A 24,961-nucleotide genomic window follows, 5' to 3' on the forward strand; every position below is an offset into this window, starting at 1 on the left:
CCGCGGAGCACATCATGGCAGCAACCCAGGGCAATCTGTTGCACGACGTCCCGGTGCATGCGGCCGGCGAAGTCTTCAGTGACCTGCTGGCGTGGCCGGCGGCGGGCCAGGTGCGCGTCGAACGGATCGTATCGAACGGCCAGTGCAGCCCTCCCGGATTCTGGTACGACAGTGGCGATGACGAATGGGTGCTGGTCATTACGGGTAGCGCTGCGGTCGAGATCGAAGCGGGTGCCACCCATACGCTTGGCGCGGGCGACTGGCTCCACCTGCCGGCCCATTGCCGCCATCGCGTGGCCTGGACCGACCCGGCGCAGCCGACGGTCTGGCTGGCCGTGCATGTGACGCCGGCCGGCTGAGTGGCCCGCTGATCCGGCGGCGCTGGCGCCGGGTGATGCCCGGTTCGCGCGCCGATCGGGCACTTGTATGGACGACGTATGGCTTTATGATGTCGGGAAAACCTATCCGGAGGTTCCGGCTTGCCCCGCATCGCACGGCCGCTGTTCGCCTGGTTCTCGCTTGCATGGTTGCCTGTGCTGCTGGCATTCGGCCCGGCCGCGCATGCCGATACGCTGCGGATAGGCTCCAAGCGTTTCACCGAATCGTTCATCCTGGGTGAGATCCTGACGCAGGCCGCCGCACCGTATGCGCAGACACGGCATCTGCAGGGGCTTGGCAATACCGCGATCGTTTTCGAGGCGCTCAAGGCCGGCAGCATCGACGCCTATCCCGACTACACCGGCACACTGGCCAGTGAGATCCTGAAGCTGCCGGGGGCAGCCACGCTCGAACAGATCAATGCAGCGCTGGCGCCGCTGGGTCTCGCCGCGGCCATTCCGCTTGGCTTTGACAATACCTACGCAATCGCGGTCTCCGACGCGCGTGCCGGCAAAAACCTGCACACGCTCGGCGATCTCGCGCACGAGCCGTCGTTGCGGCTGGGGCTCTCGCACGAATTCATGGGGCGGGTCGATGGCTGGCCGGCGCTGGTGCAACGCTATGGCCTGACGCAGAAGCCGGTGGGGATCGACCATGGCATTGCATACGAAGCACTTGCCGATGGCCAGATCGATGCGACCGATATCTACTCGACCGATGCCAAGATCCGCAGGTTTCACCTGAGGGTGCTGGATGACAACCTCCATGTTTTCCCGGCCTATGAGGCCGTGATCGTCTACCGGCTCGATGTGCCGCGCCGTTTCCCGTCAGCGTGGCAGGCGCTGCAACAACTGGCGCGCCGCATTTCGGTAAGCCGGATGATCGACATGAATGCCGCCGCCGAGACCGGCGGTGCATCGTTTGCGGCCATCGCGCACCAGTTCCTGTCCGGACAGCCGGACACGGCGATCGACGGCGCGGGTGCGGGCCGCCAGGGCCTGCTTGAGGTCCTGACCGGCGCACAGACCTGGCGGTTGACCGTACGGCATCTGGTGCTGGTGGGCGGCGCAGTGGGTGCCGCCACGCTCATAGGTGTACCGCTCGGCATCGTGGCCGCGCGCCGGCGCCGCCTGGGGCAAGTGTTGCTTGCCGTGGTGGGCGTGCTGCAGACAGTGCCATCGCTGGCGCTGCTGGCCATGCTGATTCCACTGCTTGGCCAGATCGGCGTATGGCCGGCCATGATCGCGCTGTTTCTCTATGCGTTGCTGCCAATCGTGCGCAACGCCTGCACCGGCTTGCAGGAAATCTCGCAAGGCATGCGCGATGCGGCGCGCGCGCTCGGATTCCGGCCAATGCAGGTGCTGCGTTTCGTGGAACTTCCGCTGGCGATGCCCATCATGCTGGCCGGAATAAAAACCGCCGCAATCATCAGCGTGGGCACTGCCACCATAGCCGCCTTCGTTGGTGCCGGCGGTTATGGCGAACGCATCGTTACCGGACTGGCACTCAACGACTCGACCCAGTTGCTGGCCGGCGCGATTCCCGCCGCGCTACTGGCGCTGGTAATGCAGGGCGCATTTGGCGGGGTGGAATGGTGGGCCAAACGCCGGCGCATATCATGACGAAAACGATCTTGACCATGCGTGGGGTTGGCGCGCGCGTTGCGGCAATCGGCGCCTTGTTGCTGGCGGCCACGGTACACGCCGCGCCGGCCGACCAGATCGAACGTGGCCGCTATCTGGCACGCACGGCGAACTGCGTGGCCTGCCATACGGCGGACGGCGGTGCTCCCATGGCAGGGGGCAGGGCGCTGCGGACCGATGTCGGCACGATCTATTCGACCAATATCACGCCGGATCCGGACACCGGGCTGGGCCGCTATACGCTTGACGATTTCGATCGTGCGGTGCGCCACGGCGTGGCCCGTGACGGAAAGCGGTTGTATCCGGCCATGCCCTATACCTCGTACGCGAAAATGACGCGTGACGATGTGGCGGCGATCCATGCCTGGATGCGTAGCGAGATCAAGCCGGTACGGCAGCCGAACCGCGCGACCACACTGAGCTGGCCCTACAGCATGCGCTGGTTGCTGGTGCCCTGGAACTGGGTGAACCTGCGCAGCGACCCGGTGCGAGCCGATGCAAAGCAGGGCGAAGCGTGGCGGCGTGGTGCCTATATCGTCCAGGCCGTGGCCCATTGCGGTGCCTGTCATACCCCGCGCGGCATGCTCTATGGCGAAAAGGGCCGCGACGAAACCAGCCGGCACTTCCTGTCCGGCGCAACCGTGGAGGGTTGGTCGGCTACCAACCTGACCGGCGACATGCTGACCGGACTCGGTGCATGGTCCAGCGCGGAACTGGCCGAATACCTGCACACCGGGCGCAATGCGCATGCCACGTCGTTCGGCCCGATGTCGACCGTGATCGCGTCGTCGACCCAATACCTGAACGCAGCCGACCTCGACGCCGTGGCCATCTATCTGAAGTCGCTCCCCGGCACGCGCGGCGAGGCCCGGCCATTCCGCTACGACGCAGGCACCACCGCGCAGCTTCAGCAGGGGCGCTTCGATACCCCGGGCGCGCGGCAGTATGCCACCTATTGCATGCCGTGCCACAACGCCAGCGGCAAAGGCTTTGCAAAAGTCTTCCCGCCGTTGGCGGGCAATCCCACCGTGGTCGATCCGAATCCGTCCTCGCTGATCAACCTGTTGCTTGACGGGGCGGTTACCGCGCGGGTCGATACCGCGCCAACCGACTATCACATGCCCGGCTACGGCTGGACCCTGGAAGACCAGGAACTGGCCAGCCTGCTGACATTCATCCGCGGTGGCTGGGGTAACCGCGCCGCGCCAGTGTCCGTCGAAGCAGTAGCCGACCGGCGCCGTGCGCTGGGTACGCGCGCACCCGATGCACCCTGAGCACCATGACCATTACCCGCAGAGATTTCCTGAACGGTACCGCGCTGACGATTGCGGCTGGCGTGGCGCCGGCCAGCCTGCTGCACGCCGCGGCTCTGGCGTCGTCGACCTATCCGCCGGCATTGACCGGGTTGCGTGGCAATCATGCCGGCACCTTCACGCTGGCCCACAGCCTGGCGCGCGAGGGTGCGACCTATCCAGGCGTACTGGCCCGGGAATCGTATGACCTGGTGGTGGTGGGTGGCGGCATCAGCGGGCTGGCCGCCGCATGGTTCTACCAGCGCAAGTTCGGCGCGGGCCGGCGCATCCTGATCCTCGACAATCACGACGACTTCGGCGGCCACGCCAAGCGCAACGAATTCACGGTGCGTGGCCGTACGCTAGTCACCTACGGCGGCAGCGCCGAGATGCCGCCGTCGGCCAATGACAATCCGGCCGTGCAGGCGTTGCTGGCCGGGCTCGGCCTCGCGCCGACCGCAAGTGCCCAGGCGCGCCCCGGAGAGGACTACGAACGGCGTGGCCTGGCGCGTGCGATGTTTTACGACGTCGGGCATTTCGGCCGCGACCAATGGGTGTCCGGCGACCCGTTCGCGGCACTGGTCGAGGCTCGCTTCCGAGGGGAGGTGACGCGTACCGATGGCATGGCGGACTTTCTCGCGAAAGCACCGCTGCCGGCAGCGGATCGGCAGGCCCTGCTGCGACTGGCCCAGGGCGACACCGATTTCCTGGCGGGCATGCCGGCCGATGGCAGGCTCGCTTACTTGCAGGCCACGCGCTACGCCACGTTCCTGCGCGACAAGGCGGGCCTGGGACTGCCCGGCGTGCGCTTCCTGCGCAGCCGCAGCCTGGATGCCTACGCGCTCGACGCCGACGGCATATCGGTTGCGCAGGCAATTGCGATCGGATTGCCGGCCGGGGCCGGTATGCCCGTGCCGCGAGATGACGCGCGCCTGGGCAAATCGCCGGCATCGCGGCTGTGGTTTCCCGATGGCAATGCCACGCTGGCACGCACGCTGGTGGGTCGCCTGGTTCCGGCAGCCGCCGGCGCAGGCAATGCCCGCCTCGACTACGGCAAGCTCGACCAGGATGGCCGGCCGGTTCGGATCCGGCTGAACAGCACCGCCATCGCCGTCGAGCCCGATGTCCGGATCACGCGCGTTACCTATGGCTGGCAAGGCAATCTGCAGCGCGTGGAGGCGCAGCACGTCATCGTGGCGGGCTACGGCATGATGGTGCCATTCATCCTGCCTTCGCTTCCCGAACCGGCCAAGGCTGCGTTGCGATCCGGCGTCAAGGCGCCCGTGGTTTACACCAAGGTGGCGCTAGACAACTGGCGCGCATTCGAGTCACTGAAAGCATGGCGCATCCACGCGCCGACCATGACGTACGCCGATCTCTGGCTGGAGCCGGCGCCAGGCGGCAGCGGCGATCCCGTGGTCCTGCACATGCTTTACGTTCCGACCGTGCCCGACAGCGGTATGGCGCCGCGCGAGCGCTTTCGCGCGGGGCGCGCGTTCTTGCTGGGCACGCCGTTCGACGTCATGGAACGCGATATTCGCGCACAACTGGACACGATGCTGGCGCAGGGCGGCTTCCAGTCGGCGCGGGATATTCGCGGCATTACCGTCAACCGCTGGGCACATGGCTACAGCTACATGCCTTCGACGCTGGCGCCAGACGATGCCGGTCTGCAGGCGGCCCTGGAGCAATCCGGGAAGGGTGTCGGAAATGTCCGTATTGCTGGCGCCGATGCGATGGGCAACCCGTCTGTCACGGCCGCGATCGACCGTGCGAAGCGTGCTGTTGATGCATTGGAATCTGTTATTTGAGGAAATGCTGATGTCTTGTACGGGCACCATTCGACAGAATCCGGCCATCTCAACTGACGTGAATGGTGCCTGGCATGAAAACCTTCATCGCTGCCTTATCGCTGGCCGCCGCGTGCTCCGGCGCGGCCGCACAATCCTCGACCATGCAGTTGGACGGCAACGTTACGCCGTCGGCCTGCGATCTCGCGCTCGTGGCGAATGGCGGGGGCAACCGCCTGGACTATGGCTCGATTGACGTCGATGGCCTGGGTGCCGGCGCCTCGGGGTACCTGCGGCTTCGGGATGACGTGGTGACCGCCACCGTGACGTGCGCGTCGGGCGCGAGGGTGGGGCTGACGGTGACCGATGGCCGCGCCGGATCGGCAGCGGCAGGCCTGGATACCGCAATTGCGGAGGACTTCGGCTTCCAGCCCGTTCTGGGCGCCACGTTCGGCCTGGGTACCGCGCCGGGTGGTGCGCCAATCGGTGCCTACTACCTGCACCTGGCACCACAGTCGGGAGGCGCCATGATCGGATCCACGATGTCCGGCGCCCTGAGTTCCGACAACAAGGCCGCAAGCTGGGCGGCTCTGCCATTGACAGGCATGAATGACGCGTCGCGCGTCATGTTGCCTACCGGCGGCCGCATCCACACCTGGGCCGATATATCCGGCAGGGAGGTCAGCAGTTCACCTGCAGTGGTGACAGCGGCTTCACTGCGCTACGAGGTGTTTCCAGCGCTCCTGCCGAAATCGGCATTGCCGCTGACTGGCCAAATCGAGATTGACGGGCTTGCGACTTTCACGCTGTACTACCTTTGATCCCGCCTCTCAGCCACCGGTGACAAATTTCTGCAGGAGCCGGTGGAATTCCTCGAACTCCTCGACGGTAAATCCCTGGAGGCGCTGATTCAATACTTCCGGTGCAATGGCCGGAATTTCCTCGGCGACATGCCTGCCTTTTGCCGTCAGCGTCAAATTGACGACGCGGCGATCATCAATGCTCCGGCTGCGTTCTAGCAGGCCCTTTTCCTCGAGTTTATCGAGCATGCGGGTCATCAGGCCGCTATCGATGCCAAGCAGCTTGCTGATTTCAAACGGAGTACTTGCCATGCCGCGGGTCAGCGACAGGAGAATACCCATCTGTTGCCCGTTGATATCCAATGGTCGCAGCGCGGAATCCATTTCCATCAGAAGGCTGTTGCGAGCCTTGTTCAGGTGAAAGCCGATGCTTTGGGTAAGCTGGAAATTGTCTGATGTGTAGTGCTTCACTGTGGTTTCCTTTGTGTTGCACCGAGAAAGTTGATCGGTCAGTAACCGAACTACGCCTGGGATGAATGAAGGGCGCCTTGCATTCATCGGACGGTAGTCTGGCAAATCCTGTGAAGAATGGGAATTCAATTTTATTGTCTTTCGATTTAGATGAAATGAAATCCATGAAATCGTTGCGGTTGAATTATTCTGGATTCATTTATTCTGGTATCGAGATAATCCCCCGTACGGGTTATCGAATGACTGTACATTATGTCAATGTGTGATGAAATTGCGGTTTGGCCGGCGGCGTACAGGCGTCCGTCGGCTGATGTAGTCCGAAACTACTTAATGCGGGGCGCGAGAAAGTTCAACACCGCATGGCACGCCACGGTCCATAGGCTCCGGTACATTGCAGCAAAGGAATGGCGTGCCGTTCGATGGTCGAGGCGCCGTGATCCCACCCGCACGAAAATGACCGACGCAGGCCTGACATGACGGTTGCAATATGAAGCGCCCGGGCGCCGCAGGCGCGCTGGGGGCAGTGCTTTCGCTAGCCGCGCTGACACTCGCCATGCAGGTTCGCGCCGAGCCTGGTGTGCCAGGCGCAACGGAGCAGGCGCCGGCCCAGAAGCCCGGCCTTTCGTTCTTCGATCCGGAAGACGGCATGTTGGACATGAGCGATTTCCTGCTCCACCACAAGGGCGCGCTGCCGGTCCCGATGATCATTACCGAGCCGGCAGTGGGCTACGGTTTTGGTCTCGGATTGGCGTTTTTCTCGGAATCAATGGCCGATGCCGCGCAGCGTGCCAAGGAGGCCGGCAAGGGGCCGGCGCCGCCCAATATCACCGCGGTGGGTGGGGCATACACTGAAAATGGCACCTGGGCTGCTGGCGCGGCGCATTTCCATACCTGGGGCGGCGACCGCATCCGCTATTTGGGCGCGATCGGCAAGGTCGACGCAAACCTCGAATACTTCGGGTTGGCAAACCAGCCACGCGCATACCAGTTGCAGGGCTTTGCGCTGATGCAGCAGTTGCTGTTCCGGGTAGCGGATTCCCGCTGGTATATCGGGCCACGCTATGTGTACGCAGACACGTCGGCGTCCTTCCGGTTCGGTGCAAATGCCGGCGAACTGGGCCCGATAGAGCAGGACCAGCGCATTGGCAAGGGCGGTATCGTGATCGACTACGATTCGCGTGACAATATCTTCTATCCGAACAAGGGCAGCTACGCCGAGCTTGAAGCGCAATTTGCGCGCGGCGGCTTTGGCAGTACGCAGACCTTCAATATGTATAACGCGCGTGGCTTTACCTGGCTGCCACTTTCCCGCAAGTGGATCCTCGGGTTGCGTGCGGATACAAAATTCTCGACCGGTGACGTGCCATTCTATGCGCAGCCCTATGTCGACCTGCGTGGCGTGCAGAAGGGCCGCTATCAGGACCGCAATGCCGTGGCCATCGAAGCCGAGCTGCGCTGGGATGTAACGCCACGCTGGGCTGTGCTGGCATTCAGCGGCACCGGCAAGGCTTATGGCCGCTGGCACGACTTCTCCGACGCCACGACAGTCTTCAGCGTGGGTGGCGGATTTCGCTACATGATCGCGCGCAAGCTGGGCCTGTCGATGGGGATCGACGTGGCCCACAGCAAGGACCAGAACGCCTTCTATATCCAGGTCGGCAGCGCCTGGCACTGACCGACCCGGAGCCGTGCGTTACGACACCGCGGGGAAGTCCAGTGTCGTATCGTTGACGCGATTGACCATGTTCGTGAACAGGATCGCGCTGATCGCCTGGATGGCTTCCACGATTTGCGTATCGCTGAAGCCGGCGGCACGTACCGCATCCACGCTGGCGGCCGGCACGGTGCCCCGCGTACCAACCAGTTCCACGGCGAAGCGTACCAGTGCATCGGTCTTCGCATCCTCGGGGTAGCTGCCACGGCGCAGCAGCTGCGTCTGTTCCGCGGTGTATCCCGCCATCTTGGTCGCGGTCAGCGTGTGGGCGGCCACGCAGTAATCGCAACCGCTGTGTTCGCTGACAGCCAGGTTGATCGCTTCGAGCTCCTTTGCCGACAGGCTGCCTTGCTTCAAGGTGGCATTGGTCTGCAGTGCCTGTGCCAGGACGGCCGGCGCATTGCTGCCGATGGTGGCGTAGGCGTTAGGTACCTTGCCGACAGCCTTGCGGATCGCGCCGAACAGCTCGGCGGTTTGTCCGGTGGCGTCCTGGACGGGGAGGGTATGGAGGCGGGTGGTCATGGTGATTCTCCTTTGGGTTACGGTTGAGCGTTGGTTCGGGAGCGTTGCGAAGGTTGTTGCGCCGCGCTTCCATGGACTCAATGGTAGGTGCGCTGGTGATCCGAAAGGGTTAGAATCGGCTCATATTTTTGCTTGATCGTCTCACCATCCAAGAGAATATGGACAGCCTCAGCGAACTGGTACGGCTGCTGGCGCCAACCGGCACCGTCGACCTGCATTGCCGGGTGGCCGGTGCCTGGTCGGCCCACAACGCACAGGCGGCACCGGGCCACATCCCGTATCACGCGATTCTTGATGGCCATGCCGACGTGTCGGCAGGCGCGGATGCGCTTCGGGTGGGAGCGGGCGACGTGCTGCTGTTTCCCCATGGCGCCGCGCATACGCTGTCGGGCGTGCAGCGGGGGCGAACCAGGACGGCGGAATCGCGGCATTTCAATGGCGTGGTGACCGAGGTGTCGGTGCCCGGTGCGGCTGCTCCGCTCGATATCCTCTGTGGCACGTTTGTTCTTGGCAGTTCCGCCGCCGTGCTGTTGCGCGGCTTGCCTGAAATACTCTGCGTGAAGACGGCCCGTGACAGCAGCAATGTCGGCATTGACTGGTTGCGCGGACTGATCGGCATGATGCATGTCGAGGCCGATTCACCGGGCCCGGGCAGCGTGGCCATCATCGCCGACCTGTCTACCGCGCTGTTCACGGTGCTGCTGCGCACGCTGCTGGCGCAGGGCGCCGTTTCCCATGGTGTCATGGCGCTGATGGCCGATACGCGCATGGCGCGCGCCGTGGATGCCGTGATCCGCAATCCCGAACAACCGTGGACCATCGATGGCCTTGCCACGGTATGCAACGTCTCGCGTGCCACGCTGGCGCGGCGTTTTGCGCAGCTTGGCATCACGCCACTCGAACTGGTGACCGTGTTGCGCATGGAACGGGCCGCGCGGCTGCTGCGTCGGGGCGAGATGTCGGCGGCTGCCGTGGCCGAACAGTGCGGCTACGCGTCGCAGGCCGCGTTCGGGCGTGTCTTCACGCAGCACTTCGGCATGGGCCCCGGTGCCTACCGACGCCGGCATCGTGAGTTGCGCAACCCCGGACCGACCCAGATACCGGATGTATCCGAATGACTGCCCCGAAAGCCTCCCTCCGTCCCGCCAGCCGTTCCACCAGCCGTGCCCATGACAATTGGGACGACTACCGCTATTTCCTGGCCGTCGCGCGCGGTGGCACGCTGTCTGCCGCTGCCGCGCAGCTTGCAACCGAGCACACCACCGTGGCGCGCCATATCCATGCCCTTGAACGGGTACTCAATGCGCGGTTGTTCCACAAAAGCCATGTTGGCTATGCGCTGACGGCTGCCGGCGAACGGCTGCTGACCACCGCCGAAGCCATCGAGAGCGCGCTGCTGGCCTCCAAGGCAGCAGCAGTCGGCGAGCAGGACATCGCCGGTGTCGTGCGCGTTGGTGCGCCGGATGGATTCGGCAGCATGTTCCTTGCACCGCGGATCCATGCGTTGACTGCGCAGCATCCACGGCTCGAGGTCGAGATCTTCGCGGCGGCGCGGCTGTTCAGCCTGACCCGGCGCGAGGCCGATATCGCCATCGGCCTGTCCGGCGCCGATCACCTGCGCGTCGCCTCGCGCAGACTGACCGACTACCGGATGCACGTTTATGCCGCCAAGTCATATCTGCGACAAGCCAGCCGGATTCGCCGCAAGGAAGACCTGCTCGCGCATCCGTTCGTGGGCTATGTCGAGGAACACCTGTTTTCACCGGAGCTGAGCTTTGCCAGCGCGATCGGCGTGGACTACCGCGCGCGTGTCCGGAGTACAAACCTGCTGACCCAGGTGCATGCCACGCTGGGGGGCCAGTGCCTGTGCATCATCCCGGCCTATGTCGCTGCGGCTTTTCCGGCGCTGGTGCCGGTTTTGCCTGACGAGGTCGAGGTAACACGCACGTTCCACATGCACGTTCATGAAGATCACTGGAAGGCGGCGCATGTGCGCGCCGTGGCCAATTTCATCGCCGAACAGGTCGATGCCAGCACCGCGTTGTTCATGAGCGGACAGGCATAGGCTTGGGCATGCCGCATCGGTTGTGCAATTCTGCACAACCGATGCGGATTCCCTGCCTGTCGTTGTGCGGAAACTGGGTGAATAATCGTTGGCATTCCGTACTTCGCACCATTGCCGCCGTGTCCGCCCCAGCATCCTCCACCTTGCTTCGCCCCCCGATTTCACGCCGCATGCTCCGGACCACCATTCAGATTGGCGGGCTGCTGGCGGTCTGGTTCGCGGCGGACTGGCTTACGCGGGCGCTCGGTTGGTCCGTATCGCCCGGCGTGCTTGGCCTGCTGGCCGTGCTGGCTTTGCTGCTGTCGGGCAAGGCTGAGGTGGGCTGGGTAAAGGATGGCGCCGACTGGTTGCTGGGTGAACTGGTGCTGTTCTTCATTCCATGCGTAGTGGCCGTGGTCAACTATTTCCCGCTGTTCCGCACGGAAGGTGTCCAACTGACCATTGCGGTTACCGTTGGCACGGTACTGGTGATGGCTGCCACGGCGTTGGCGGTGCATGCGGGGTGTCGCCTCGAACGACGCATTGCAAGACTGGCCAGACGGCGTATCCATGCGCGCGCCCGCCAGCACACCACACGCGAGACCAAGTAAACATGGCCTCGTTCTTCTGCCTCGCATGGACCATTGCGCTGTACTTTGCCATCAAGCCGTTCTATCAGCGTCGCCCCCGGATCTGGTATTCACCGGCAATCCTGGTGCCGGTATTGACCATCGCGCTGCTGCTGGGCGCTGACATTCCCTATTCGGCCTATGTTGCAGACACCCGCTGGATGGTCTGGCTGCTGGGCCCGGCCACGATTGCGTTTGCAGTACCGATCTATGAGCATCGTGCCATTGTGCGGCGTCACTGGCTGGCGCTTGCGCTTGGGGTCGTGGCAGGCATGGTGGTGGCATTGGTCAGCGCACGACTGCTGGCCGAGGCGTTTCACTTCAGCAACGAGGTCTCGCAAAGCCTGATGGCCCGCTCGGTGTCCACGCCGTTTGCGGTGGCGGTGGTCTCCCATACCGGTGGGTCGGCCGACCTGGTGTCGTTGTTTACCGTGATGACCGGACTGGTGGGCATGATCGTAGGCGATGCAGTGCTGGCACTGCTCAAGCTTCGCTCACCGGTGGCACAAGGCGCATCGCTGGGCGCCGCGGCCCATGGATTCGGCACGGCCCGTGCACGCCAGCGCCATACCGAGGAAGGGGTGGTTGCCAGCCTGACGATGGTGCTGGCCGGCGTGCTGATGGTGATTGCGGGTCCGGCCATGACGGGCTGGGTGACCGCCATCGTCGGCTAAATCTCGGCCTGGCGCTGATAAAAGCGGCTCGTAAGCCATGTCATGGCTGGATGGCTGGCATGATCCGCGTCTTGCCGCCTAGACTTTCTGAACGCTGCATAGCGTCTGTTGCGGGAGGAAGTCGTCATGGCGGCACGTTCCATTGCTTCGTTATCGATCAGTTTCGGGCTCGTTTCCATTCCGGTGAAGGTGTACTCGGCCACCGAGAGCAAATCGGCGATCAGCTTCAACCTGCTGCATAAGGGTTGTGGCTCGCGGCTGCGTCAGCAGTACATCTGCCTGAAGGAAGATGTGCCGGTGGATCGCGCCGATATGGTCAAGGGCTACGAATTCGAGAAGGACCGCTATGTGACCTTCACGCCCGAAGAACTCAAGGCGCTGGAGGATGCGGCGCAGCCGACCATCGACATCGTGTCGTTCATGCCGGTGGGTGCGGTCGATCCGATCTATTTCGACAAGGCCTACTATCTGGGCCCAGACAAGCGTGGCGCCAAGCCCTACAACCTGCTGGCCGAGGCCATGCGCGAGAGTGGTACCTGCGCGCTGGCAAAGTGGGCATGGAAGGGCAAGCAGTACATGGTGCAGATCCGCGTAGGCGACGACGGCCTGATCCTGCAGCAGTTGCTCTATGCCGACGAAGTACGCGACATGGCCGACCTGCACGTGGAACGCACCGACGTGCAGCCTGCGGAGCTGAAGCTGGCGCAGCAACTGATCGAGCAGAACTCGGTCGATGGCTACGATCCTGCCGCCTATACCGACGAGGAGAAGCAGCGCATCCTCGACCAGATCGACAAGAAGATTGCCGGCAAGAAGATCACGGTTGCCGAGGAAGCGCCACCGGCCACCGGCGGTGAAGTGATCGACCTGATGGAAGCACTGCGCAAGAGCATTGGTGCCAACAAGCGGCAATCGGCGGGACAGTCCGCGGCAAGAAACACAGGCAAGGCCGCGGCCAAGGCGGCAACCGAGGCGCCAGCCCGCAAGACTGCCCGGCGTGCGACCGCAACACCCGCGGTGGCCCCTAAACGCGCCGCACGGAAGTAGGGGGACGGTCCGACGATGCAAGCCTACTCGATGCGCGACGTCCAGGCCTTGCTGGGCATTTCGCGTACCGTGATCAATGCGTTGATTGCCGCTGGAGTGGTAGTACCCCGGCGCGGTGTACGGCGCGAGTTCCGCTTCAGCTTCCAGGACGTGGTGCTGATGCGCACGGCACAGTCATTGCGCGAGGCGCGGATCCCGACCCGAAATATCACTCGGTCATTGCGGCGGCTGCAAGGGCTGGGCGAAGGTCGTCCGCCGACCGGGTTGCGGGTAAGCGCGGTGGGCGGCGATGTCACGGTGCAGGATCGGCAAGGGCGCTGGCAGGTGGATTCGGGGCAGTTCGTGCTCGATCTCGATGCTGACAGCGAGCCTGGGCGCGGTGCGGTAGTGGACCTGAGGCGTCCGTCCAGGGCACCAGCGGCCGAGGATCCTGCCGGATGGTTTGAACGCGCGGTCGCCCTGGAGCCTGTGGACAGTGCCGAGGCGGAGGCTGCCTATCTGCGCGCGGTAGCGGCGGCACCAGACTACCTCGATGCGTGGCTCAACCTCGGCTGCCTGCTATGCGAACAAGGGCGTTTCGATGAGGCGGTTGCCCGTTACCGTGAAGCGCTGGTGCGTCTGCCTGATCAGCCATTGCTGCATTTCAATTTGGGCGTGGCGCTGGAGGATTCCGGCGCGCGGCGTGATGCGCTGGCAAGCTATCACGCCTGCATCGACCTGGCCCCTGACTTTGCCGATGCCCACTACAACGCAGCCCGCCTGCACGAGGAGCTGGGCGATCCGCACCGCGCGATCCGGCACTACAACCAGTACCGCAAGCTCGAGCCGGTGGAATAGCAAGAGGATCAGGCAATCTCTCAGGCCAGCGCGCCTTGCCAGAGCAATGCGCCATTGAGGAACAGGATCACGGCGGCGGAGCTCCAGGCCAGTACCAGCGGGGTACCACGTACGCGCCATTCGCCCATCAGGTCGCGGTTCGAAGCAAACTGGATCAACGGGACGACGGCAAGTGGCAAGGTCAGACTCAGAACCACCTGGCTGGCCACCAGCAAGCTGGCCGAGCCGTGCTCGCCGAACACCCAGACCGCTGCCAGCGCCGGTACGATGGCCACCGCGCGGGTCAGCAACGCTCGACGCATGCGCGACATCTTCAGGTCCAGGAAGCCTTCCATCACGGCCTGGCCGGCCAGCGTGCCGGTCAGCGTCGAATTGAGCCCGCAGGCCAGCAGCGCCACGGCAAACAGCAGGCTTGCATAGTTGGAATGCAGCAATGGCGCCAGCAGGCGGTGGGCTTCGGCCAGGTCTTCCACTTCGGTCAGGCCATTCGCATGGAATGCCGCGGCGGCAAGAATCAGCAGGGCGGCGTTGATCAGGAACGCGAACGCGAGCGAGCCGAACGTATCGAGGTTCATGCCGCGCAGCGACAGCACCATGGCGCGATCGCGCAGTGCCTTGCTGCCCTGGCGCGGCGCATGGCGGCGCACCAGGGACGAGTGCAGGTAGAGGTTGTGGGGCATCACGGTGGCACCCACGATGCCGGCCGCGAGCCAGAGCATGCCCGCATTGCGCAGCAGTTCGGCAGGTGGCGCGAACCCACCAATGACGGCACTCCACTGCGGCTGCGCCATGGCCAGTTGCGCAACAAAGCACAGCGCTACCAACGCGATCAGGCCGGCAACCATGCCTTCCATCTTGCGCTGCCCATAGCGTTGCACGGCAAGCATGACCAGCGTGGCCACCGCGGCCATCAGCACGCCAACCCACAGCTTCACATGCAGCAGCAATTGCAGTGCGACGGCGCTGCCCACCACCTCGGCCACATCACAGGCAATGATCGCGATCTCACTGGCGACCCACAGTGCGATGACCACCGGACGCGGAAAGCGCTCGCGGCAAAGCTGCGCCAGATCGCGTCCGGTCACCACCCCCACGCGCGCGGCAATCCACTGCAGCAACATGGCCACAAGGCTGGCCACCGCAATCACGAACAGCAGGCTATAGCCGTACTTCGCCCCACCTGCAATGGCCGTCGCCCAGTTGCCCGGGTCCATGTAGCCGACTGCCACCAGCGCGCCGGCGCCAAGAAATACGGCACGCGACCGCTGCGGCGGCAGCGCGGCGGAAACTGCATCGGGCACGGTGTCTGGCAGTGCTGCGGATTCGGTGGGCGGTGGCATCGGAATGTCCGGGTGAGTCCCGGGAATGACCCGTATGCTGCATTCTAGTGTCTTGATGAGAATAATTCCCAATTAGATTTGACTAAGAGGGTCATTGGGTGATGCGTGGGTAGCTGGCCAATTCGACACATAAGTTGACGTTTTGGGCACACATCGACACATTTTTCAGCCCGATAAACACGCATAGTTCGCCCGGGGGAGCTATGACAGCATCGAAAAGCAACTCCCCAAAAAGGAAACAGAGACCCGGGAGGATCAAATGCCATGATGAATCAGGACGTTTTTGCCGCTCTTGTTGAGGGCTTCGAGGCGCTTGCGAATGAGCGAGAAGGGAAGGCCGTGCTACGAATTCACAAGGTGCAGCTTGCCAATCCGGGTTGTATGCAAGGGGGCGAGCCCCCGGAGCGGCTTCAATGGTTGGTCGTCCAGGGCCTTCCGCCTGAACTCTTGCCCCCATCCGACCGACCCGCCAGCTTGACCGATCCGCAACAACCGCAGCCGGCACCGTGAGATGACGATTCCTTCGTCGCCGACGCACTCGTGCTGCCCAGCGACGGCGCCGCCACCAGCGCCCGGGCAGCCAGCGAGCCGCACGCGGGGCAGGGGGCAGGCTCGTCGCGTCGGGCCATGGGGCGCATCACGGCGAAGTCGCCACAGGCATCGCATCGATAGTCGTAGGTTGGCATCGCGTCTCCGCCCGCGTGAGTCATACGTAACAAGCTTAGGATAGGTCCGGTGAAAGCGGCAGTCCCACGCCGCCGTCGATCATCGTTGTCGATCGGACGAAGCACCAGCTTAAGACGATTCTAATTTCAATGGCAAGACGTTCATTGGGCAGGCTTGCGGGCTATTCTGCCGGCTTCCTGACACATCCGATGGATCGCCATGAGCCAGCATTGCCCTGAAGTTGTCGACTACCTAGCGCATGTCGATGCGCTTTACGCATCGGTGAAGCAGTGGGTCAGCGAACTCGATGCGGTTGAGGCGGAGTCGCCCGCGGAGATGAATGAAGAGGACTTTGGTAAATACTCGGTACCACGACTGGTACTGAAAACGCGCGATGGCAGGGAGTTAGCAAGGCTGGAACCGGCCGGCGCAGGCGTTGTACTCGCATTTGGCGGGATAGACCTGCATGGCCGATTCAGGAGCGATTTCCTCTACTACTTCAAGGGGCGAGGCTTCTTATTCGAGCGTCCACCGGTCAATGGCATTCCGTCCGCACCGACCCCGGCATTCGAAGGCATCGATGGTGATGGATGGTACTGGGTTGATTCCACGCCCTCACTGCGCGCACATCGCGTCGATGAAGATGGCTTTCGGGAATTACTCGAATTGGTATCCGACTATGGACGATAAGGGATCGTTACAACGCGCATTCGATGCGCACCAAACTGTGGCCGAGTGCCTTGGCATTGTGAAGCGGGCGTCAGGTTGCGATGCCCATCTGATACGTAACACACGCTTTGACAGGATAGGGCCGGTGACAATCTCAACCATGATTGGCGACGGCCAGGTTCATCTGGATGACGGCGCCATCGTGTCGATGTGGTCCCACTTCGAGCGCTTCATCATCGAGTATGTCCAGGCACAAAGCGCACAGCTCGAACAGGCGCACCCGCCGACATTCTCCGTTCGTCTGGCAGCAAAGTTTGTGGACGAGGTGGAACGGTGGCGGCCGGCCGAGATGCTCGACCTGTTTCGCGATGAATTTGCGGCAACCGAACTCGGTGAAGTCAAGCGGATCAAGCGCTATCGTGACTGGATCGCGCATCGAAACCCCAAACTCGAAACGCCAAATCGACCGACGCCAAACGCTGCTTTCAGGGTGCTTTCGGATGTGATTCTCCGCATCCGGGCTATGTGACAGCCGATGTTTTTCGGCCCTGTGTTTTCTCCCCTCTCCCGCGTGCGGGAGAGGGGCGGGGGAGAGGGCCAGCGGTGCAAGCTGAGACAGGTCGCAATTTGAACCTCATGCCCTCACCCCCAGCCCCTCTCCCACCGCGCTGGGAGAGGGGAGCGCATAGCGATCGTGGTTGGCATGCAGCGGCGCATGTCCAGGTCGGCCCCCTCAATCCATCGCCGCATGCGCCATATTGTCGTCATTGGCATGCTTGTTCCCGGGCCGGATCAGCAGGATCAGGGGCACTACCACCAATGTGGCGATAAACATGGCCTTGAAGTCGTTGAGGTAGGCGATCATCGCCGCTTGCTGGTTGATGGTCTGGTTCAGCATGGCGAGATCGAGGCGCGAGCCGTGCGACAGCATTGATTGCAGCGCCGGGTTGTACGGGTTCACGTGCGTGATCAGGTCGCTGTGGGCGATCTGCGTATTGCGCGTCATCAGGGTCTGGATCAGCGAGATGCCAATGCTGCTGCCGATATTTCGCATCAGGCTATACGTGGCAGTGCCGTCGGCGCGCAATGACGGTTCCAGCGTCGAGAACGTCAGTGCGGACAGTGGTACGAACACCAGTCCGAGGCCAAAACCCTGGATCACGCCGGGCCATACGATGTCGGAGACCGACAGCACGATGGTGTAGCCCATCATCTGCCAGAGCGCAAATGCCGAGATCAGGAAGCCCGCCAGCAATAGCAAGCGTGCATCCACGCGCCGTAGCAGGCGGCCCGCCAGCATCATCGCGACCATCGTGCCGACGCCGCTCGGCGCGGTGACCAGACCTGTGGTGGCTACCGGGTAGCCCATCAGGTTCTGCAGCATCGGCGGCAACAGGGCGCGCGTGGCGTACATCACCGCGCCGATCACGAAGATGAAGCAGGCGCCGGTGACAAAGTTGCGGTCCTTGAGCAAAGCCAGGCGGAAGAAGGACCGGTTGCCCGCCGTGGCGGTATGTACGATGAAGTATGCGAACGCAATTACGCAGATCAACGCCTCGATACGGATCTCAAGCGACCCGAACCAGTCGAGCTGCTCGCCGCGGTCGAGCATGGCCTGCAAGGCGCCAATGGCTAGACTTAGCGTGGCAAAGCCGAATGCATCGAAGCGCATGCTGCGTGCCGGCGCACGATTCGGCAGCGTGGCCAGCACCCCGAATAGCGCGAACGCACCGATTGGTATGTTGATAAAGAAAACCCAGCGCCAGTTATAGCTGTCGGTCAGCCAGCCACCCAGTGTTGGCCCCAGGATCGGACCAACCATGACGCCCATGCCCCAGACCGCCATGGCCTGCCCTTGGCGCGATGGCGGATTGATATCGAGCAAGATCGACTGCGACAGCGGCACCAGTGCCGCGCCGAAGATACCTTGCAGCAGACGGGCCGCCACGATCTGGCTTAGCGAATCGGCCATGCCGCACAGCGCTGAAGCCACTGTAAAGCCGCCGATCGCAATGGCCAGCAAGCGCTTGACGCCCAACTGGTCGGATAGCCATCCGGTCAGTGGCGTGGCAATGGCCGCCGCCACGATGTACGAGGTCAGCACCCACGTGATCTCATCCTGCGACGCCGACAGGGCGCCTTGCATATGCGGCAAGGCCACATTCGCGATGGTGCTGTCGAGCGTCTGGATCAACGTGGCCAGCATGATCGACAGCGTGATCATCGGGCGATTGAGCGGCTTGCCGGCACTTTCGGCCGGAGCATGGACCACGGAGGACATCAGGAAGGTGGGGGGCGGATTATTTATAAGCGTGCTTATTATATGCGTGGGATGGAATTCATGCCGGCTTGATACTGTCAGGGTTTCCGAGAGCAAGCCGTTGCCCGGGACTGCCTATAATCGCGCGCATGGAAAAGAATCTTGAAAAGCGCTTCGGCTTCCTGGTGGCGGATGTTGGCCGGCTTTCCGGAAAGCGCTTCGACGACCTGTCGCGCTCGACGCTGGACCTTACGCGCGCCCAGTACCGCGCGCTGACCTACCTGTCGTACCACGGTGAAATGAACCAGGCGGCATTGGCTGACCTGATGGAAGTGGCGCCGATCTCGGCCGGGCGCTTGCTCGACCGCATGGAAGATGGCGGCTGGATCGTGCGCCGGCCCAACCCGGAAGATCGTCGGGAACGCATGGTGCGGATGACGGAGAAGGCCGATCAGGCGCTCGATGCCGCGCGCGAAGTGGGCGATGTGGTGACCACGCAGGCGATGAACGGATTTACCGAGGCTGAGACGGAGCAGTTTCTGGGGTTCCTGCAGCGCGCGCGGGCGAACCTTTCGAAGCTGTAGCAACCAGCTCGGGAAACACGATTTCCACGGTCAGTCCGCCACCAGCCGTCTCGGCCAGCGCGACCGAGGCGCCGTGCAGGCGCGCGATTTCCCGCACGATCGACAGGCCGAGCCCGCTGCCTTCGCGGCTGGCACTGGCCTCGCCGCGATAGAACCGCCGGAACACCGACTCGCGCTCGAATGGCGCCACGCCCGGGCCATTGTCTTCGACCAGCAACCGGTGTCCTACCGTGCGCACCGTGACGATAGCCTCGGGGCCGCCGTAGCGGATCGCATTGTCAATCAGGTTGCCGAGCAATTCCTGCAACAGATCGGGTTGTCCGTCGATCTCTCGCGCCGAATGGTTGTCGGCCACACCGTCGAAACCAAGATCGACGCCATGACGGCGGGCCAGCGGTGCCCATTCCAGTGCCACGCCTTGAGCGAGCAGGTCGAGGCGCAAGCGCCGCAGTGTCGGCGCATAGCCGCTGTCCGGCTCCAGCCGCGATAGCGACAGCAATTGCGCCACTTCCTTGGCGGCCTGCTGCACCGAGCCGTGCAGCCGTTCCAGATGCGCGCGCGCACCTGCCAGGTCGGTCTCGCGCAAGGCCAGTTCCGATTCAGCCTGGATGATGGCCAGCGGCGTCTTGAGCTGGTGCGCGGCATCGGCAAAGAACCGCTTGCGGCCCTGGATCATCCGGTGCAGGCGCGCCACATACTGGTTAATGGCGGACACCAGCGGCTTGGTCTCCACTGGCAATGCCGCATCCTCGAGCGGATCGAGGTCATCGGGCCCGCGGGCCGCCAGGGCGTCGGAAAGCCGGTGCAACGGCCGCAGGCCACGCCGCACACCGAACCAGACAATGACCAGCGCCAGGCTGACCAGCATCAGTTCCTGCAACAGCGATCCGATCAGGATATCGTTTGCCAGTTGCTCGCGTGGCTCGGTCGACTCCGCTATCAGCACCCATACCATCTGGGTACGCGCCGAGCGCACATCGTGCAATGGCAGCGCCATGGCCGCCATGCGCACGGGCGTGCCCAGGTAATCGGCATCGTAGAACTGGGTACGGTATAGCGTGCGTACCGTCCGTGGCGGCATCGGCAGGTCGTCGTAGCCGGTGATGGTGGCGCCGTTTTCATCGCGAATCTGGTAGTAGACGCGCGAGCCGGCTTCGGCGTCGAAGACTTCGAGCGCCAGGTATGGCACTTCCACTTCCACGCGCCCGTCGCGCAGCTTGATGCCGTCGCGCATGGCTTTCAACGAAGCGGCCAGCGTGCGATCGAATGCCTGGTGCGCGGCCGACATCGCACGCTGGTCGGTCAACCACGCATCAAGGGCCAGCAGGACCAGTAGTGGCAACAGCAGCCAGAGGGTCAGTTGCAGCCGCAGGCTGCCGGCCTTCATGGGCGCACTTGCGCCGCGCCGGCCGAGGACTGGTCGCGTGCTTCAAGCAGATAGCCAAGGCCGCGTAGCGTAACGATGCCAACGCCGGTGCCTTCAAGCTTCTTGCGCAGGCGGTAGACGTAGATTTCAATCGCGTCGGCGTTGACCGACTCGTCGATCCCGAAAATTTTCTCGGACAATGCCGCCTTGTTGACGGCGCGGCCGTCTCGCAGCAGCAGAATTTCCAGCACGGCACGCTCGCGGCCGGTCAGTTGCAGTAGCTCGCCCTGCAACGTAAACGCGCGGCTGACGCTGTCATAGTGAAGCGGACCGCAGGTCAGTCCGGTGCGGTCATGGCCGTGGCTGCGCCGGATCAGCGCGCGTGCGCGGGCCTCCAGTTCGGTCAGCGCAAAGGGCTTGGCCAGGTAATCGTCGGCGCCCAGGTCAAGGCCGCGTACGCGGTCTTCCACCGACCCATGGGCAGTCAGGATCAGCACAGGTAAGGCGTTGCGGCGCGCGCGCAGGCGGCGCAATACCTCCAGGCCATCGAGGCGCGGCATGCCGATGTCGAGGATGGCCAGTGCGTAGTCTTGCGTGGTCAACAGATGATCGGCGCTGGCGCCGTCGTGCATGCAATCGACCGTAAAGCCACTCTGGCTCAACGATTCCATGAGGGATTCGGCCAGTTTCAGGTTGTCTTCGGCAAGCAGGATACGCATGGGGCTACAGCGGGGCAGGAGTGTCTACGATGGTGCGCGTGGAGTGATACCTGCAACCGGGTAGTCATGACTAGCTAGGGAAACTCCCAACCGTGGTGCATCTTCCACGCCAAAAATGAAAGGAACTTCGAAAGCGAACTGAAAGTGAGCCCCTCATACCATCCGCTCCGTTCACAACTAGAACGACGAATCAAGGAGACCTGGTATGAAACGGAAGGCAGTGGCGCTGGGCGCATTGGGTTGCGTGGTGTCGGGTGGCGCGGTTGCGCAATCGAGCGTGACGCTGTATGGCCTGGTGGACTCGGGTATCGAATACGTGAGCCATGCTGGCCCGACCGGCAGCTCGACGGTCAAGATGACCTCGGGCGGCAAGAATACCTCGCGCTGGGGTCTGCGCGGTTCCGAAGATCTGGGCGGCGGCCTGAAGGCCATCTTCACGCTGGAATCGGGCATTGCCATCGATACCGGCAAGCTCGATACCGACAACACACTGTTCGACCGCCGCGCATGGGTGGGTCTGCAGGACAAGAACCTTGGCAGCATCCGCATGGGCCGCGACTTCACCACGACCTATGACTTCATGCTGCCGTTCGACCCGATGGGCTATGCGCCGAACTACTCGTGGGCAACATCGGCAACGGCCACCGGCGGCCGCAAGGACGGCATGTTCTCGCGTTCGGCCAATATCGTGCGCTACGACGGCCAGTTTGGTCCGGTAAAGGTGGGTGGCACGATGTCGTTCGGCGAAGTGCCGGGCAGCTTCAAGAGCTCGTCCAAGTACGACCTGGGCCTGGGCTACAACGCCGGCAAGTTCGCCGCCGCAGTGACCTGGGATCGCCAGATGGGCGCAGGCACCAGCACCACGCCGGCCGACACCATCGACTATATCCAGGGTATCCACGCCGGTGCCAGCTACGACTTCGGCGCGCTGTCGGTCTATGCCGGCTATCGCAACTACCGCAAGACGTTTACTACTACGGCCGCCAAGCAGCTGAGCGACATGTACTGGCTCGGCGCAGCATATGATTTCACGCCGGCCTTTACGCTGTACGGCGCGGTGTACAAGCAGAACATCAAGGGCGATACCAACGCGGACCCGATCCTTTTCTCGCTGCGTGCCCAGTACAATCTTTCCAAACGCACCATGGCCTACCTGTCCGCAGCGTATGCCAAGGCGCGCAATGGTCAGGACGTGAGTGTCTCGCGTGATTTCGTTGGCTATGCCAACAATCAGGTCGGTGTGACGGCGGGCCTGCAGCACCGCTTCTGATCATTGTTTCAGACTGCCGTGGTGGGCGGTCTTCCGGCGGTGCGAGGGGCTCGCACCGCCGGTTTTTGCGTTTCTGTTTTTTTCAGGTGTCAGTTGGCGCCCGTGACGCGCCAGATCATGTTGCCGACGTCATCGGCCACCAGCAGGCCACCACGCTTGTCGATGGCGACACCTACCGGCCGGCCCTGCGCTTCGCCATCGTCAGTCAGGAATCCGGCCAGTACTTCAAATGGCGCGCCCTTGGGCCTGCCCTGGTCGAACGGTATGAAGATCACCTTGTAGCCGGCGCGTGGCTTGCGATTCCATGAGCCATGCTGGCTTACGAACATGCCATCGTGGAACTGCGCGGGCAGGCTGTTGCCGGAGGCACCGGTCAAGCCCAGCGATGCGGTATGGGCGCCAACTGCGTAGTCGGGCATGATGGCCTTGGCCACCATGTCAGGCGCGGACGGCTTCACGCGCTCGTCGACATGCTGGCCGTAGTAGCTGAATGGCCAGCCATAGAAGCCTCCATCGCGCACCGACGTAATGTAGTCAGGCACGAGGTCGCTGCCAATTTCGTCGCGCTCGTTGACGGAGGTCCATAGCATCTTCGTGGTCGGCTCCCATGCCATGCCGTTGGGATTGCGCAGGCCACTGGCATAGATGCGGTGCTGCCCGGTCTGGCGATCGACTTCCCAGATTGCGGCGCGGCCCGCCTCCTTGTCGATACCGTTTTCGCCGACGTTGCTGTTGGAACCGACCGTGACGTAGAGCTTGCTACCGTCGGGGCTCGCAATGATGTTCTTGGTCCAGTGATGGTTGATCGGACCGGCCGGCAGGTCCACCAGCTTTTGACCTGGCTCGGTAATGCCCGGCTGTCCCGGTACATAGGGGAAGCGCAACACGGCATCGGTATCGGCCACGTAGAAATCATTGCCGACCAGCACCATGCCGAACGGCGAATTCAGGTCCTTGATAAAGACGGAGCGCTGGTCGGCCACGCCGTCGCCGTCGGTATCGCGCAGCAGCGTGATACGGTTGGCGCTCGGCGTGCCCGAACCGGCCTGCTTCATGATCTTCTTCATGATCCAGCCACGGATGCCCTTGCCATCCTCGGGCTTGGGCGGGGCATCGGTTTCGGCCACCAGTACATCGCCATTCGGCAATACATAGACCCAGCGCGGATGCGCGAGCTTGTCGGCGAACGCCGCCACGCGCATGCCGTCGGCAGCGACCGGCGTCTTGCCGTTGTCCCAGCCCTTGGCCGGAGCGATATGGACGGTGGGGATCATGGTCTTGTTCGGCGCCGGCAACTGCGGCGTTGGACCAAAGCCGGCCGATTCGGGCAATTTGGCCGACTCGCCGCAGCCAACCAACAGGGTGACCGCCGCGATCGCAAATAGCGTGGCCATCGGATAGATCAGGTATTCGCGCATCGCGGGCTCCAGATTGCCACGCAACGGTGGCATATCCTGAGCATAGGAGGGCACTCCGCAGGTGTATGTCAGCGCGGATGCAAGGCGTTGTCCGGCAGTGTCCGACTACGCCAGCAAGCCATGCCGTTGGTGCCATTCGCGCAAGGATTCAGGCGGCCACGTGCCCGCATGCCGATGTCCCTTGCCGCGCGGTACGTCGACCCAAGGCGCCACGTAGTCCAGCGCGGCTTCCACGACCTCGGGAGGCTTCGGCAGCGGAGTGTCGATGGCGCTGGCGTTCGGATGCACCAGATCGGGCCAGCGCGGGTCCCACAGCCACAGCGGGCTGCCGCACAACTTGCAGAAATGGCGCAATGCTTTTGATCGCACCGCGCGTTTGCCTGGCTCGCGCATCACGGCATGGAACTGGCCCACATGCTTCTGCCCGCGCACGCGCAGCGTGGTGGCATCGCCGCCCAGGTTGATCGCATAGCCACCACCACCGCCGGTCTTGCGGCAGATCGAGCAATGGCAGTGCATGAACGGGTAGGGCGAGTCTGATTCCAGATTGAAATGGACGGCACCGCATTGGCACGAGCCTTCGAGATGCATGGCAACTCCTCAAACGGGCGATCGATGCGCTTCAGTTTGGGCGACGCCATGCAGCCATTCAAGCGTGAATTGCCGCATATCCGCGTAGAAACTGTGGTGTTGTCAGGCGTTGTCTGTCAGTGCCCGCGAGTTTTTGTAAGGAGATGTGTGAATGCGGCACGCGGGGCACGGAGTCACTTCTACACTGGGCACGCGGTGTGGAAATGCACCGGTACTTTTCGATAACAACATTGAGAG

The 24,961-nt window shown here is 63.2% G+C and carries 26 protein-coding genes; 17 read left to right on the forward strand and 9 right to left on the reverse strand.

Annotated elements, in window-relative coordinates:
* Nucleotides 1–14 precede the first annotated feature (14 nt).
* The 5 genes from ACO550_RS21125 to ACO550_RS21145 all read left to right on the forward strand — a co-directional run bounded on the left by ACO550_RS21125 (nucleotide 15) and on the right by ACO550_RS21145 (nucleotide 5,924).
* Nucleotides 15–359 carry a cupin domain-containing protein gene (locus ACO550_RS21125; protein WP_315593906.1) on the forward strand — a complete coding sequence of 115 codons (345 nt, stop codon included), beginning with the start codon at nucleotides 15–17 and terminating at the stop codon, nucleotides 357–359.
* Between the two features lie 120 nt (nucleotides 360–479).
* Nucleotides 480–2,000 carry a glycine betaine ABC transporter substrate-binding protein gene (locus tag ACO550_RS21130; protein WP_485994951.1) on the forward strand — a complete coding sequence of 507 codons (1,521 nt, stop codon included), beginning with the start codon at nucleotides 480–482 and terminating at the stop codon, nucleotides 1,998–2,000.
* On the forward strand, nucleotides 1,997–3,295 hold the full coding sequence (locus ACO550_RS21135) for a c-type cytochrome (protein ID WP_315593907.1): 1,299 nt from the start codon (nucleotides 1,997–1,999) through the stop codon (nucleotides 3,293–3,295). The genes ACO550_RS21130 and ACO550_RS21135 overlap by 4 nt, the downstream gene beginning before the upstream one ends.
* Before the next feature lie 5 nt (nucleotides 3,296–3,300).
* Nucleotides 3,301–5,124, forward strand: coding sequence for a flavin monoamine oxidase family protein (locus ACO550_RS21140; RefSeq protein WP_315593908.1), 1,824 nt, complete (start codon nucleotides 3,301–3,303; stop codon nucleotides 5,122–5,124).
* A gap of 74 nt (nucleotides 5,125–5,198) precedes the next feature.
* Nucleotides 5,199–5,924 (forward strand): DUF1120 domain-containing protein, encoded by a 726-nt coding sequence (locus tag ACO550_RS21145; RefSeq protein ID WP_315593909.1) that lies wholly within the window; start codon nucleotides 5,199–5,201, stop codon nucleotides 5,922–5,924.
* Nucleotides 5,925–5,933: 9 nt separating this feature from the next.
* On the opposite strand, the gene ACO550_RS21150 is transcribed toward ACO550_RS21145, so the two are convergent.
* Nucleotides 5,934–6,374, reverse strand: a complete 441-nt coding sequence (locus ACO550_RS21150; RefSeq protein WP_315593910.1) for a MarR family transcriptional regulator — start codon at nucleotides 6,372–6,374, stop codon at nucleotides 5,934–5,936.
* 553 nt (nucleotides 6,375–6,927) lie between these two features.
* Between ACO550_RS21150 and ACO550_RS21155 the strand changes: the two genes are divergently transcribed.
* A complete protein-coding gene (locus ACO550_RS21155) occupies nucleotides 6,928–8,049 on the forward strand; it encodes a BamA/TamA family outer membrane protein (RefSeq protein WP_315593973.1) in 1,122 nt (373 codons plus the stop codon).
* Between the two features lie 18 nt (nucleotides 8,050–8,067).
* Here ACO550_RS21155 and ACO550_RS21160 read toward each other — a convergent pair whose 3' ends face one another.
* Nucleotides 8,068–8,610 (reverse strand): carboxymuconolactone decarboxylase family protein, encoded by a 543-nt coding sequence (locus ACO550_RS21160; RefSeq protein WP_315593911.1) that lies wholly within the window; start codon nucleotides 8,608–8,610, stop codon nucleotides 8,068–8,070.
* A gap of 158 nt (nucleotides 8,611–8,768) precedes the next feature.
* Between ACO550_RS21160 and ACO550_RS21165 the strand changes: the two genes are divergently transcribed.
* From ACO550_RS21165 to ACO550_RS21190, 6 genes are all read left to right on the forward strand, one after another.
* Nucleotides 8,769–9,728 (forward strand): cupin domain-containing protein, encoded by a 960-nt coding sequence (locus ACO550_RS21165; protein WP_315593912.1) that lies wholly within the window; start codon nucleotides 8,769–8,771, stop codon nucleotides 9,726–9,728.
* Complete coding sequence (locus ACO550_RS21170) at nucleotides 9,725–10,675, forward strand: LysR substrate-binding domain-containing protein (RefSeq protein WP_315593913.1); 951 nt, start codon at nucleotides 9,725–9,727, stop codon at nucleotides 10,673–10,675. The genes ACO550_RS21165 and ACO550_RS21170 overlap by 4 nt, the downstream gene beginning before the upstream one ends.
* A gap of 170 nt (nucleotides 10,676–10,845) precedes the next feature.
* Complete coding sequence (locus ACO550_RS21175) at nucleotides 10,846–11,265, forward strand: CidA/LrgA family protein (protein WP_315593914.1); 420 nt, start codon at nucleotides 10,846–10,848, stop codon at nucleotides 11,263–11,265.
* A gap of 2 nt (nucleotides 11,266–11,267) precedes the next feature.
* The gene (locus ACO550_RS21180; RefSeq protein ID WP_315593915.1) at nucleotides 11,268–11,957 is read left to right on the forward strand and encodes an LrgB family protein; all 690 of its coding nucleotides are present in this window, start codon (nucleotides 11,268–11,270) and stop codon (nucleotides 11,955–11,957) included.
* 126 nt (nucleotides 11,958–12,083) lie between these two features.
* Nucleotides 12,084–13,004: a non-homologous end joining protein Ku gene (ku, locus tag ACO550_RS21185; RefSeq protein ID WP_315593916.1), complete on the forward strand. Its 921-nt coding sequence runs from the start codon at nucleotides 12,084–12,086 to the stop codon at nucleotides 13,002–13,004.
* A gap of 15 nt (nucleotides 13,005–13,019) precedes the next feature.
* Nucleotides 13,020–13,841, forward strand: coding sequence for a tetratricopeptide repeat protein (locus ACO550_RS21190; RefSeq protein ID WP_315593917.1), 822 nt, complete (start codon nucleotides 13,020–13,022; stop codon nucleotides 13,839–13,841).
* A gap of 20 nt (nucleotides 13,842–13,861) precedes the next feature.
* Here the strand turns inward: ACO550_RS21190 and ACO550_RS21195 are convergent, their stop codons facing one another.
* Nucleotides 13,862–15,181 carry an Nramp family divalent metal transporter gene (locus ACO550_RS21195; RefSeq protein ID WP_315593918.1) on the reverse strand — a complete coding sequence of 440 codons (1,320 nt, stop codon included), beginning with the start codon at nucleotides 15,179–15,181 and terminating at the stop codon, nucleotides 13,862–13,864.
* 264 nt (nucleotides 15,182–15,445) lie between these two features.
* Here ACO550_RS21195 and ACO550_RS21200 point away from each other — a divergent pair, with 264 nt between their 5' ends.
* On the forward strand, nucleotides 15,446–15,691 hold the full coding sequence (locus ACO550_RS21200; RefSeq protein ID WP_315593979.1) for a hypothetical protein: 246 nt from the start codon (nucleotides 15,446–15,448) through the stop codon (nucleotides 15,689–15,691).
* On the opposite strand, the gene ACO550_RS21205 is transcribed toward ACO550_RS21200, so the two are convergent.
* Complete coding sequence (locus ACO550_RS21205; protein WP_315593974.1) at nucleotides 15,592–15,891, reverse strand: FmdB family zinc ribbon protein; 300 nt, start codon at nucleotides 15,889–15,891, stop codon at nucleotides 15,592–15,594. The two genes, ACO550_RS21200 and ACO550_RS21205, sit on opposite strands and share 100 nt — an antisense overlap.
* A 175-nt stretch (nucleotides 15,892–16,066) precedes the next feature.
* On the opposite strand from ACO550_RS21205, the gene ACO550_RS21210 reads away from it, so the two are divergent.
* A complete protein-coding gene (locus ACO550_RS21210; protein ID WP_315593919.1) occupies nucleotides 16,067–16,537 on the forward strand; it encodes a hypothetical protein in 471 nt (156 codons plus the stop codon).
* Between the two features lie 124 nt (nucleotides 16,538–16,661).
* Nucleotides 16,662–17,045 (forward strand): hypothetical protein, encoded by a 384-nt coding sequence (locus tag ACO550_RS21215; protein ID WP_315593920.1) that lies wholly within the window; start codon nucleotides 16,662–16,664, stop codon nucleotides 17,043–17,045.
* Nucleotides 17,046–17,249: 204 nt separating this feature from the next.
* On the opposite strand, the gene ACO550_RS21220 is transcribed toward ACO550_RS21215, so the two are convergent.
* Nucleotides 17,250–18,797, reverse strand: a complete 1,548-nt coding sequence (locus ACO550_RS21220; protein WP_315593921.1) for a DHA2 family efflux MFS transporter permease subunit — start codon at nucleotides 18,795–18,797, stop codon at nucleotides 17,250–17,252.
* Between the two features lie 128 nt (nucleotides 18,798–18,925).
* Between ACO550_RS21220 and ACO550_RS21225 the strand changes: the two genes are divergently transcribed.
* Nucleotides 18,926–19,360 carry a MarR family transcriptional regulator gene (locus ACO550_RS21225; protein WP_315593922.1) on the forward strand — a complete coding sequence of 145 codons (435 nt, stop codon included), beginning with the start codon at nucleotides 18,926–18,928 and terminating at the stop codon, nucleotides 19,358–19,360.
* On the opposite strand, the gene ACO550_RS21230 is transcribed toward ACO550_RS21225, so the two are convergent.
* Nucleotides 19,290–20,747 carry a sensor histidine kinase gene (locus ACO550_RS21230; RefSeq protein WP_315593923.1) on the reverse strand — a complete coding sequence of 486 codons (1,458 nt, stop codon included), beginning with the start codon at nucleotides 20,745–20,747 and terminating at the stop codon, nucleotides 19,290–19,292. The genes ACO550_RS21225 and ACO550_RS21230 overlap by 71 nt on opposite strands.
* On the reverse strand, nucleotides 20,744–21,445 hold the full coding sequence (locus tag ACO550_RS21235) for a response regulator (RefSeq protein WP_315593924.1): 702 nt from the start codon (nucleotides 21,443–21,445) through the stop codon (nucleotides 20,744–20,746). Before ACO550_RS21235 ends, ACO550_RS21230 begins: the two co-directional genes overlap by 4 nt.
* Before the next feature lie 205 nt (nucleotides 21,446–21,650).
* Between ACO550_RS21235 and ACO550_RS21240 the strand changes: the two genes are divergently transcribed.
* Entirely contained in the window at nucleotides 21,651–22,715 is a 1,065-nt protein-coding gene (locus tag ACO550_RS21240) for a porin (RefSeq protein WP_315593925.1), read from the forward strand.
* Between the two features lie 89 nt (nucleotides 22,716–22,804).
* Here the strand turns inward: ACO550_RS21240 and ACO550_RS21245 are convergent, their stop codons facing one another.
* Both ACO550_RS21245 and ACO550_RS21250 read right to left on the reverse strand, forming a co-directional pair.
* Nucleotides 22,805–24,133: a PQQ-dependent sugar dehydrogenase gene (locus ACO550_RS21245; RefSeq protein ID WP_485994953.1), complete on the reverse strand. Its 1,329-nt coding sequence runs from the start codon at nucleotides 24,131–24,133 to the stop codon at nucleotides 22,805–22,807.
* Nucleotides 24,134–24,238: 105 nt separating this feature from the next.
* On the reverse strand, nucleotides 24,239–24,724 hold the full coding sequence (locus tag ACO550_RS21250; protein WP_315593926.1) for a GFA family protein: 486 nt from the start codon (nucleotides 24,722–24,724) through the stop codon (nucleotides 24,239–24,241).
* Between the last annotated feature and the right edge of the window lie 237 nt (nucleotides 24,725–24,961).

The organism is Cupriavidus sp., from assembly GCF_057315035.1.

Bases quoted from the DNA above. Each gene is read 5' to 3' on its own strand.
- ACO550_RS21125 (WP_315593906.1), top strand. From the start codon at position 15: ATGGCAGCAACCCAGGGCAATCTGTTGCACGACGTCCCGGTGCATGCG.
- ACO550_RS21135 (WP_315593907.1), top strand. From the start codon at position 1,997: ATGACGAAAACGATCTTGACCATGCGTGGGGTTGGCGCGCGCGTTGCG.
- ACO550_RS21140 (WP_315593908.1), top strand. From the start codon at position 3,301: ATGACCATTACCCGCAGAGATTTCCTGAACGGTACCGCGCTGACGATT.
- ACO550_RS21145 (WP_315593909.1), top strand. From the start codon at position 5,199: ATGAAAACCTTCATCGCTGCCTTATCGCTGGCCGCCGCGTGCTCCGGC.
- ACO550_RS21155 (WP_315593973.1), top strand. From the start codon at position 6,928: ATGCAGGTTCGCGCCGAGCCTGGTGTGCCAGGCGCAACGGAGCAGGCG.
- ACO550_RS21160 (WP_315593911.1), bottom strand. From the start codon at position 8,610: ATGACCACCCGCCTCCATACCCTCCCCGTCCAGGACGCCACCGGACAA.
- ACO550_RS21165 (WP_315593912.1), top strand. From the start codon at position 8,769: ATGGACAGCCTCAGCGAACTGGTACGGCTGCTGGCGCCAACCGGCACC.
- ACO550_RS21170 (WP_315593913.1), top strand. From the start codon at position 9,725: ATGACTGCCCCGAAAGCCTCCCTCCGTCCCGCCAGCCGTTCCACCAGC.
- ACO550_RS21175 (WP_315593914.1), top strand. From the start codon at position 10,846: ATGCTCCGGACCACCATTCAGATTGGCGGGCTGCTGGCGGTCTGGTTC.
- ACO550_RS21180 (WP_315593915.1), top strand. From the start codon at position 11,268: ATGGCCTCGTTCTTCTGCCTCGCATGGACCATTGCGCTGTACTTTGCC.
- ku (WP_315593916.1), top strand. From the start codon at position 12,084: ATGGCGGCACGTTCCATTGCTTCGTTATCGATCAGTTTCGGGCTCGTT.
- ACO550_RS21190 (WP_315593917.1), top strand. From the start codon at position 13,020: ATGCAAGCCTACTCGATGCGCGACGTCCAGGCCTTGCTGGGCATTTCG.
- ACO550_RS21195 (WP_315593918.1), bottom strand. From the start codon at position 15,181: ATGCCACCGCCCACCGAATCCGCAGCACTGCCAGACACCGTGCCCGAT.
- ACO550_RS21200 (WP_315593979.1), top strand. From the start codon at position 15,446: ATGATGAATCAGGACGTTTTTGCCGCTCTTGTTGAGGGCTTCGAGGCG.
- ACO550_RS21205 (WP_315593974.1), bottom strand. From the start codon at position 15,891: ATGACTCACGCGGGCGGAGACGCGATGCCAACCTACGACTATCGATGC.
- ACO550_RS21210 (WP_315593919.1), top strand. From the start codon at position 16,067: ATGAGCCAGCATTGCCCTGAAGTTGTCGACTACCTAGCGCATGTCGAT.
- ACO550_RS21220 (WP_315593921.1), bottom strand. From the start codon at position 18,797: ATGTCCTCCGTGGTCCATGCTCCGGCCGAAAGTGCCGGCAAGCCGCTC.
- ACO550_RS21225 (WP_315593922.1), top strand. From the start codon at position 18,926: ATGGAAAAGAATCTTGAAAAGCGCTTCGGCTTCCTGGTGGCGGATGTT.
- ACO550_RS21230 (WP_315593923.1), bottom strand. From the start codon at position 20,747: ATGAAGGCCGGCAGCCTGCGGCTGCAACTGACCCTCTGGCTGCTGTTG.
- ACO550_RS21235 (WP_315593924.1), bottom strand. From the start codon at position 21,445: ATGCGTATCCTGCTTGCCGAAGACAACCTGAAACTGGCCGAATCCCTC.
- ACO550_RS21240 (WP_315593925.1), top strand. From the start codon at position 21,651: ATGAAACGGAAGGCAGTGGCGCTGGGCGCATTGGGTTGCGTGGTGTCG.
- ACO550_RS21245 (WP_485994953.1), bottom strand. From the start codon at position 24,133: ATGCGCGAATACCTGATCTATCCGATGGCCACGCTATTTGCGATCGCG.
- ACO550_RS21250 (WP_315593926.1), bottom strand. From the start codon at position 24,724: ATGCATCTCGAAGGCTCGTGCCAATGCGGTGCCGTCCATTTCAATCTG.